Below are 7,916 nucleotides of genomic sequence, written 5' to 3' on the forward strand. Positions count from 1 at the left end.
ACAGCTCCTTAAAGCCAGTGGGCCATGGACGCGGCACTGCGCAGGTTCCAGACCTTTTCGATCAGTGCGTCGGCCTGGGCCGGAGTACGGGCAGTGCTGAATTGGGTCAGGCGCTGGAATTTATCCGCCAGCTCCGCGCGGCTCAGGGTATTGCCCGGGTCACCCTTCGGCTCGTCGATGGCGCCGTGCAGCGTGCGGCCATCCGTGGTGGTCACCGTGACGCGGCCGAGCCAGCGTTGCGGGTAGGCGCCGTCGACTTCGGGGTCGAGGGTCATGCTGACCTTGTCGCGAAACGTGGCGACGGCGGGATCGGTCAATGCTAACTCGTGAAACTCGGTCAGCCCGGCCTTGCCGTGTACGGCGATCAGGCCGAGCACGGTGCCCATGGAAAATTTGGCCTGATGCACAGACGCAGGCACTTTCACGCGCCCAAGTACGTCGATGGCGCCTTGATGGACACGGGTTTCTACACGAGCGATCTGCTCGGCGCCGAGGCCTTCACGCTGCATCAGATCGAGCAGCGCATCGGCCGCAGGATGGGTGTGGCGGCACGAGGCGTGGAACTTGAACGAGGTTTCCAGCAGCGCCCAACGGCTGCCGAGGTCAGCGGATAACTTGCTCGGCTCTGCATCGCTGGACATGCCTGCTGCCAGGCCCTGGTCGCCTTCCAGAATATTGCGCGCACCGGTCAGCCCGTCTGCGGTCAGGTAAGCGGCGAGCAAACCGTCCGCCGCCGCCTTGGCCGTGTGCAGCTGCTTGGAGTCGGCGGCATCGCGCAAAAACTCCCACAACCCGGCGGCCTGGGTGCCGGCGCTGCCGAGCAGGTTGATGAACTGTTCTTCGTTGAAATCCAGCAGTTTGCCGACGGCCACGGCTGCCGCCAGCGTGCCGACGGTGGCCGTGGTGTGAAAGATGCGATAATGGGAGCGCCCCATGAATTCGCCGATGCGAATACCGGCTTCATACCCGGCGACCGAGGCCAGCAGCAAGTCACGGCCGGATTTGCCGAGGTCTTGCGCAGCCGCCAGCGCAGCGGGAAACACCACGGTCGCCGGGTGCAGCACGGAACTGTTGTGCAGGTCATCCTGCTCCACCAGATGGGACGACGCGCCGTTCACCAAGGCCGCGAAATATGGGCTGCTGCTGCCGCCGTTGACGATCATCTGCGCCGAGCCGCTGGCCGGGCCCATCTTTTGCGCATAGCGCTCAAACAGCGGAATCGGGTGTGCGCCCTTGCTCGCCAGGGCCGAGGCGAGCCAGTCCAGATACAGGTCTTCGGTGCGCGCCAGTACGTTGTCGGGCAGCTGCGCGTAGTTCAAATCGGCCAGAAACCGACACAAGGCTTGGGTATGGCTCATGGTCAGCGCCTCAGAAGCTGCGTGGCAATTCGAGCAGGTGCTCGGCCACGTAGGACAGGATCAGGTTGGTGGAGATCGGCGCTACCTGGTACAGGCGCGTCTCGCGGAATTTGCGCTCCACGTCGTACTCGCAGGCAAAGCCAAAACCGCCGTGGGTTTGCAGGCAGGCGTTGGCCGCTTCCCACGAGGCTTTGGCCGCCAGGTACTTGGCCATGTTGGCGCTGGCCCCGGCATTCTTGCCGCTGTCGTATTCCTCGCAGGCGCGCCAGCGCATCAGGTCCGCCGCTTCGATTTCGATATGCGCCTCGGCAATCGGGAACTGCACACCTTGGTTCTGCCCGATGGGCCGGCCAAACACCACGCGGTCGCGGGCATAGGCGCTGGCCTTCTCGATAAACCAACGGCCGTCGCCAATGCACTCGGCGGCAATCAAGGTGCGCTCGGCGTTGAGGCCGTCGAGGATGTATTTGAAGCCCTTGCCCTCCTCGCCAATCAGGCTGTCGAGTGGCAGCTCCAGATTGTCGAAGAACAGCTCGTTGGTTTCGTGGTTGACCATGTTGGCGATGGGTTGCACGGTCAGGCCGTTGCCGATGGCTTCGCGCAGGTCCACGAGGAAGATCGACATGCCTTCGGACTTTTTCTTCACCTCGGCCAGCGGCGTGGTGCGCGCCAGCAGGATCATCAGGTCGGAATGCTGCACCCGCGAGATCCAGACTTTCTGGCCGTTGATCACGTATTTGTCACCGCGCTTGATCGCGGTGGTTTTGATTTTGGTGGTGTCGGTGCCCGTGGTCGGCTCGGTCACGGCCATCGATTGCAGGCGCAATTCGCCGCTGGCAAGTTTGGGCAGGTAGAAGCTTTTCTGCGCCTCGCTGCCGTGACGCAGCAGGGTGAACATGTTGTACATCTGGCCGTGCACGGTGCCGGAGTTGCCGCCGCAGCGGTTCACTTCCTCCAGAATCACCGAGGCTTCGGCCAGGCCCAGGCCGGATCCGCCGTATGCTTCAGGGATCATCGCCGACAGCCAGCCGGCGTCGGTCAGGGCCTTGACGAAGGCTTCGGGGAAGCCTTTTTCTTCGTCAATTTTGCGCCAGTAGGCCGCATCGAACTCGGCGCACAAGGCGCGCACGCCTTCGCGGATGGCGTTGAGTTCTTCATTGTCGTTCGGGTTCATTTACGGCTCTCCGCCTGTTGTTCTGATTATTCGAAGTGGACTTCAGCTTTTTGCGCCACACCGTCCGCGTTGCCCGCCCACAGCTCGGCAACACCGCTGCCGGTGAGGCACCCAGCAACTTCAAACGGCTGTGGCGCGATCAACGGGCGCACGCCGCGATAGGCGAATCGGCGCAAAGTGGCTTCGGGGTGTGCGCGGCAAAATGCACGCAGGCCCAGGGTGGCGATCAGTGGCCCGTGCACCACCAGGCCCGAATAGCCTTCGGTGCCGGTGACGTAGGGATAGTCGTAATGGATGCGGTGGCCGTTGAAGGTCACGGCGCTGTAGCGAAACAGCAAGGTTGGGGTGGGGTCGAAGGCCTCGGCCCATTCGCCCGGCTGCAGCGTCTCGCCGCTGCCTTGTTTGGGCGGCGTGGGTTCGCGGTAGACGATGTCTTGTTCTTCACGAATGGCCAGGCGGCCGTTCTGGGAATAGTCGTGGCGCACAGTGACAAACAGCAGCGAGCCGGTGCGGCCGGTCTTTTCTTCAACCTGGGTGATGGTCGATACGCGGGTGGCCGTTTCACCGGCACGCAGGGCATGCAGGAACTCGATACGCCCACCCGCCCACATGCGGTTGCGATTGTCGGCGGGGGGCAAGAACCCACCACGCGCCGGGTGGCCGTCAGTGCCCAGCGCCGATTCCGGCAGCGGGTCCTGGAAGAAGCACCATTGCCACAGCGGCGGCAGATCCGCGCCATCCTCGGGCACCGTTTCGCCCAATGTGGCGGCAATGCGCTTGAGCAGGTTATGGCTGAGGTGGTCGTGGGCGGTTTCGCTTCGGCCGATCCAGTCGGTGGCGCTCATCGGGTGCAGGTCCTCGGGCAGTGAGTGTCTGCCCCGGATCATGCAAGCGCCTGCCCGTTCTGAGAATTTGCATTTCAATAAACCAGCGTTCGGTTATGCTGAACGCCACAACCCTATTCCCTGTGGGAGCTGGCTTGCCTGCGATAGCGGTGTGTCAGGTGGCGTTGTCGGTACAGGCACACCGCCATCGCAGGCAAGCCAGCTCCCACAGTTGATTTTTATCGTTGCCGAAATAGGTGTCTTGCATGCACTTCGATCTGGCCGACCTGCGCCTGTTTATCCACATCGCCGAATCCCCCAGCCTGACCCAGGGCGCCAAGCGCGCGTTCCTCTCGCCGGCCGCCGCGAGTGCGCGGATCAAGGCGCTGGAAGGTCAGCTGGACACGCGTCTGTTGTACCGCGACAGCCGTGGCGTGGAGATCACCCCGGCCGGCGAGCGGCTGCTGCACCATGCGCGGCTGATCATGCGTCAGGTGGACTACCTCAAAAGCGAATTCACCCAGTACGGCGTGGACTCGGCCGGGCATATCCGCATCTTCGCCAACACCACGGCGGTCACCGAGTTTCTGCCGGAGGTGCTGGCGGGCTTCTTGTCCCAACGCCCCGGAGTGACTGTGGACCTGCAGGAACGCCTGTCCCGCGATATCGTGCGTGGCGTGCTCGATGGCACCAGCGATATGGGCATCATCGCGGGGCCGGTGGAAGCTGCGGGTTTGCAGGTGCTGCACTTCAGCACGGATGAACTGGTGTTGATGGTGCCCGTGGGGCATCCGTTGGCGAAGCAGCCCTCGGTAACGCTGGAGCAAACCCTCGCCTATCAGCACATCGGCCTGCACGAAGGCAGCACGTTATTGAGCTTTTTGCGCGAACACGTGGAACGCCTCGGCAAGCATTTGTCGCTGCGCATTCAGGTGTCGAGCTTTGAGGCGATCTGCCGGATGGTCGAGGCTGGCGTGGGGATCGGGATCATTCCCGAGTCCGCAGCTGTGCGGCACAGCCGCACCATGCAATTGGTGACGGTGAAGCTCGATGAGCCATGGGCGATCCGCGAGCGCAGTATCCTGGTGCGCGAATTGGAGGCATTGCCCGGCACCATTCGCGCGTTGATTGCCACGTTGATGCCCCAGAGCGCCTAAGCTGATCAGTCACCTTGCCAGAGGAGACTCCCCATGCATCTCGAAGGATCCTGCCATTGCGGCGCCGTAACGTTCAGTCTGAACAGCGCCCACCCCTACCCTTACCAGCGTTGCTATTGCTCGATCTGCCGCAAGACCCAGGGCGGTGGCGGTTACGCGATCAACCTGGCGGGTGACACCGACAGCTTGAAGGTGCGCGGGCGCAAGCAGATTTCGATCTACCACGCGCGGCTTAAACCGGACGGCGCCAGCCGTGCGCATGCGAGCACCGCCGAGCGGCATTTTTGCTCGCAATGCGGCAGCGCGCTGTGGCTGTTCAGCCCCGAATGGCCTGAGCTGATTCACCCGTTTGCCTCGGCGATTGACACGCCGTTGCCAGTGCCGCCAGAGCACACGCATTTGATGCTGGGCTCCAAGGCGCCGTGGGTCGAAGTCAGCGTGCGCAAAGGCGACTTGCAGTTCGATGAATACCCCGAAGAATCCATTGCCCAGTGGCATCAGCGCTTGGGGTTGACCCGTTAGTTAACAGTCTTTGACAGTTTCTCGACAAAGCTCTCAAAGACCGCCGAGCCGCACCGCCCTAGCATTTGAGCATCCAAACCACCCGCCGGGTGCTCTTCATGTTACGTACATTGCGCGGCATTCCGCTGTTGGGTTGTCTGCTGGGCACCATCGGTTGCCACGTGCAATCGGCTGCCCCGCCGCCAATCCCGAAGGGTGATTACGGCGCGATCATTCGTTACCTGCAAGCGCGCATCCCGCAGGAGATGGCCCGGGAGAAGGTAGCCGGGTTGTCGATTGCCCTGGTCAACGGCCAGGAGCTGATCTGGGCGCGGGGCTTTGGCCTGGCAGACAAGGCCCAGGGCGTACCGGTGACGCCGAACACGGCGTTTCGCGCGGGTGGCATTTCCAAGCTGCTGACCGCGACGGCGGCGCTGCAACTGGTGGAGCAGCAACGGCTGGCCCTCGACGCACCGATCCAGCAAACCCTGCGCGAGTTCTACGTGCGCTCGCGGTTTCACAGCGACCAAGGCGCGGCAGACCGCGATATTACCTTGCGCCGCTTACTCAGCCATCAATCCGGATTGCCCAGCGAACACCTGCGCGACCTGCGCAGCAGCTACGCCATGGGCCAGATGCCGATGCGCGTCTCCGGCGTGTGGCTGAGCAGCCTACCGGGCACCCAGGTCGCTTACTCCAACCTGGGCTACTCACTGGTCGGCGCGGCGATTGAGCGCAGCAGCGGTAAAAGCTTCGAAGCACAACTGCAAAGTCGCCTGCTCAAACCACTGGAAATGAACCAGTCGAGTTTTGTCGGCACCGGCGCACAACGGAGCTTTCGCGCCCTGGGTTACGAAGACGGCGTCGCCAGCAGCGACGCCCAAGTGCGTGACCTGGCTTCCAGCGGGTTGTGGGCCAGCCCCAGAGACCTCAGCCGCTATGTACGAATGCTGTTTGCCAAAGGCCTCTACAAAGGCCAGCAGGTAGTGGGCAGTGCTTCGATTGACGAAATGTTCACCCAGCAAAACACCGGCAACGCCCTCGACTTCGATTGCCAGATGGGTTTGGGCTGGTTCCTCGCGCCGTGCGGCGACGAACCGGTCGGCCCCGGCGTACGCACCTGGCAACACAGCGGCGGCGGCGATGACTTTGCCGCGCAGTTGACCCTGCTGCCGGACCAGCAACTGGCCGTGATCATCATGGCCAACGACAGCAACGCCGAGGACATGGTGGTGTCGCTGTCCACCGACACGCTGCGCCTGATGCTCCAGGCGCAAACCGGCGACCCCGTGTGCGCTGACGACTGCCAGGCACCCAGCCATGGCCTCAAGTTGCGCCAGGTGCCGGCGGCCGTCGACCGCAAGCGCCTTGCCGGGTTTTATGCCACGGCGTGGGGTGTGTTCCGAATCAAGGATGACCGTGATCGGCTATCCGGGGAACTGGCCGGCTTTGATTTTGAGTTATTGCGCGACGACCAGGGCTGGTTGCGCGCGCAGAAAAAAGTCCTCGGCTTTTGGCGCAAGGACCTTGGCGAACTGGGCCGCGTGCAACTCGACGTGGTCACGGTGCAGGGCCGGCAGATACTCACCGCCCGCAGCCACGGCCAGCGTATCGCCATCGGCGAACACATCGACCCGCCGCCGCTGCCCGCGGCCTGGGCTGACACCATCGGCACCTATCAAGTGCTTAACACCCCTGAACCCGATGCACCGCTGAGCGGCATCAGCGTGCGCCTGGAAGAAGGCTTCCTGGTGATTCGCGGCCAACTGCATGGCGAGCCGCTCACCGATTACATCCTGCTCCCCGTCGACAACGCCCACGCGGTACTGGCCGGCAACGGCTACGGCCTGGGCGACACCGTGAGCCGCCAGATCAACGGCCTCAGTGCTTCGGGCTACTCCTTCAAACGCACGAATTCTCCGCAAAAAAACCTGACCTTCTAACATGGACGAACACCTGATGCGCGCAAAAAACCTCTGCCTGTCCTTCACCTCGCTGTGCCTGCTCGCGGCCGCCGACACCGCGATTGCCGAAGACTGGCAATACAGCCTCAAAGCCGGCGTGGGCAATGTGCCACGCTACAGCGGCAGCGACGAACGCATGACCGCGCCGCTGCTCGGCGGCAAAGTCATCAGCCCCTGGGGGATCTTCCTCGACACCGACAAAGGCCTGGGCTGGGGCTATGAAGGCAATGCGTTGAGCTTCTCTGCGTATGTGGGCGCCAGTGGCTCACGCAAAGATAAAAACGAAACAATGCATGCCGGCTCCAAACGCCTCAAAGGCATGGGCGAGATCAAAGCCCGCCCGCAACTGGGTGTAAGCGCCAGTTACAACCTGGGCAACGTGATTGCCGGCGCAACCCTGGAACACGCCCTCAAGGAAGACGACCACAAAGACACCGGCAAGGCCTACACCCATCTGGAACTCAGCCTGGGCACCAACCTCTATGAAGGCCGCTACGGCTCCATCGACGCCAGCCTCAGCAGCCACTTTGGCGACCGCAATTACCTGCAAACCTGGTACGGCGTCACCACCGGCCAGGCCGCGCAAAGCAGGTTCAAGGCATACAAGGCGGGAGCAGGCAATATCAGCAACGGCCTGAACCTGGTGTGGAGCCTGCCAATCAGCGAACACACCCAGTTCTCGACCTTGCTGGATGTGCAATACCTGGCAGATGAAGCGGGCAAGAGCCCGATTGTGGAGCGGCGGTTGCAGACCTCGGTGATGGGGATGCTTGAGTACACTTTCTAAGCTGAAAAACCGATTCAACATGTGGGAGCGGGCTTGCTCGCGAAGGCGGCGTGTCAGTTGATAGATTCATTGGCTGACCCACCGCATTCGCGAGCAAGCCCGCTCCCACATTTGGATCTCCATTTTGTCAGGGGGAACGCGGTCTGCTCTA

The 7,916-nt window shown here is 62.7% G+C and carries 7 protein-coding genes; 4 read left to right on the forward strand and 3 right to left on the reverse strand.

The annotated features are described in order from the left end of the window. Window positions 1–8: 8 nt before the first annotated feature. The 3 genes from BFW87_RS27345 to BFW87_RS27355 are packed head-to-tail and all read right to left on the reverse strand — an operon-like array spanning window position 9 to window position 3,377. Window positions 9–1,358 carry an MmgE/PrpD family protein gene (locus tag BFW87_RS27345; protein ID WP_078742829.1) on the reverse strand — a complete coding sequence of 450 codons (1,350 nt, stop codon included), beginning with the start codon at window positions 1,356–1,358 and terminating at the stop codon, window positions 9–11. 10 nt (window positions 1,359–1,368) lie between these two features. Then, window positions 1,369–2,532, reverse strand: coding sequence for an acyl-CoA dehydrogenase family protein (locus BFW87_RS27350; RefSeq protein ID WP_078742830.1), 1,164 nt, complete (start codon window positions 2,530–2,532; stop codon window positions 1,369–1,371). A 26-nt stretch (window positions 2,533–2,558) separates the two neighbouring features. Beyond that, window positions 2,559–3,377 (reverse strand): FAS1-like dehydratase domain-containing protein, encoded by an 819-nt coding sequence (locus BFW87_RS27355; protein ID WP_078742831.1) that lies wholly within the window; start codon window positions 3,375–3,377, stop codon window positions 2,559–2,561. Window positions 3,378–3,622: 245 nt separating this feature from the next. Here BFW87_RS27355 and BFW87_RS27360 point away from each other — a divergent pair, with 245 nt between their 5' ends. The 4 genes from BFW87_RS27360 (at window position 3,623) to BFW87_RS27375 (ending at window position 7,765) form a co-directional block, all read left to right on the forward strand. Further along, window positions 3,623–4,513: a LysR family transcriptional regulator gene (locus BFW87_RS27360; RefSeq protein ID WP_078742832.1), complete on the forward strand. Its 891-nt coding sequence runs from the start codon at window positions 3,623–3,625 to the stop codon at window positions 4,511–4,513. A 33-nt stretch (window positions 4,514–4,546) separates the two neighbouring features. Continuing rightward, window positions 4,547–5,035 (forward strand): GFA family protein, encoded by a 489-nt coding sequence (locus tag BFW87_RS27365; RefSeq protein ID WP_078742833.1) that lies wholly within the window; start codon window positions 4,547–4,549, stop codon window positions 5,033–5,035. A 98-nt stretch (window positions 5,036–5,133) separates the two neighbouring features. Continuing rightward, a complete protein-coding gene (locus BFW87_RS27370; RefSeq protein WP_078742834.1) occupies window positions 5,134–6,957 on the forward strand; it encodes a serine hydrolase domain-containing protein in 1,824 nt (607 codons plus the stop codon). A gap of 16 nt (window positions 6,958–6,973) precedes the next feature. After that, on the forward strand, window positions 6,974–7,765 hold the full coding sequence (locus BFW87_RS27375) for a MipA/OmpV family protein (protein WP_078742839.1): 792 nt from the start codon (window positions 6,974–6,976) through the stop codon (window positions 7,763–7,765). The last annotated feature ends 151 nt before the right edge of the window (window positions 7,766–7,916 follow it).

It is taken from the genome of Pseudomonas fluorescens (assembly GCF_002022275.1).
Taxonomy (GTDB): Bacteria; Pseudomonadota; Gammaproteobacteria; order Pseudomonadales; family Pseudomonadaceae; genus Aquipseudomonas; species Aquipseudomonas fluorescens_AJ.

Coding starts and splice junctions, on each gene's coding strand:
- BFW87_RS27360 (WP_078742832.1), top strand. CDS start 3,623: ATGCACTTCGATCTGGCCGACCTGCGCCTGTTTATCCACATCGCCGAA.
- BFW87_RS27370 (WP_078742834.1), top strand. CDS start 5,134: ATGTTACGTACATTGCGCGGCATTCCGCTGTTGGGTTGTCTGCTGGGC.
- BFW87_RS27375 (WP_078742839.1), top strand. CDS start 6,974: ATGCGCGCAAAAAACCTCTGCCTGTCCTTCACCTCGCTGTGCCTGCTC.
- BFW87_RS27365 (WP_078742833.1), top strand. CDS start 4,547: ATGCATCTCGAAGGATCCTGCCATTGCGGCGCCGTAACGTTCAGTCTG.
- BFW87_RS27350 (WP_078742830.1), bottom strand. CDS start 2,532: ATGAACCCGAACGACAATGAAGAACTCAACGCCATCCGCGAAGGCGTG.
- BFW87_RS27355 (WP_078742831.1), bottom strand. CDS start 3,377: ATGAGCGCCACCGACTGGATCGGCCGAAGCGAAACCGCCCACGACCAC.
- BFW87_RS27345 (WP_078742829.1), bottom strand. CDS start 1,358: ATGAGCCATACCCAAGCCTTGTGTCGGTTTCTGGCCGATTTGAACTAC.